Origin of the sequence: Mesorhizobium sp. M4B.F.Ca.ET.089.01.1.1 (genome assembly GCF_004022605.1) — a bacterium.
Classification (GTDB): Bacteria; Pseudomonadota; Alphaproteobacteria; order Rhizobiales; family Rhizobiaceae; genus Mesorhizobium; species Mesorhizobium abyssinicae.
In genome coordinates, this window is sequence record NZ_RZOS01001571.1 from 1 (window position 1) to 394 (window position 394).

A 394-nucleotide genomic window follows, 5' to 3' on the forward strand; every position below is an offset into this window, starting at 1 on the left:
TGCCCATGTCGTGCAGCGGATGGAGCGGATCGGTAAGACGCTTGTCGCCTACGGGCTCGGCGATTTTCTCGGCACGGCCTTTGCCCGCCAGCCATGGCCGGGCCGCATCGGCTCCATCCTCGTCGTCGATGTCGGCGCCGACCTCGGCGCGCGCGGCGCCATAGCGGGCTACCGGCTGCATCCCTTCATGCGGCAGCGCGTCCGCGGCCATGAGCGGCTGGTCCCTGTCGAAGCGCTCAAGGGCCGACTGCGCGGCAAGGTCGAGGGCCGGCTGAAGGCGATCTTCAGCGAGCCGGCCGAGGCCTGACGACTTTTACGCAAAAGCCGCTATCATGGCCGCACGAGGCACAGTCTCTGCGGCGGGGGTGGCGATGGAAGCGGCGGATTTCATGCC

General features: G+C 68.5%; 1 pseudogene. It reads left to right on the forward strand.

Annotated features, from left to right (window positions below):
- Nucleotides 1-307, forward strand: a pseudogene (locus tag EN780_RS38340) (metallophosphatase); the annotation flags it as partial.
- Nucleotides 308-394: the final 87 nt, after the last annotated feature.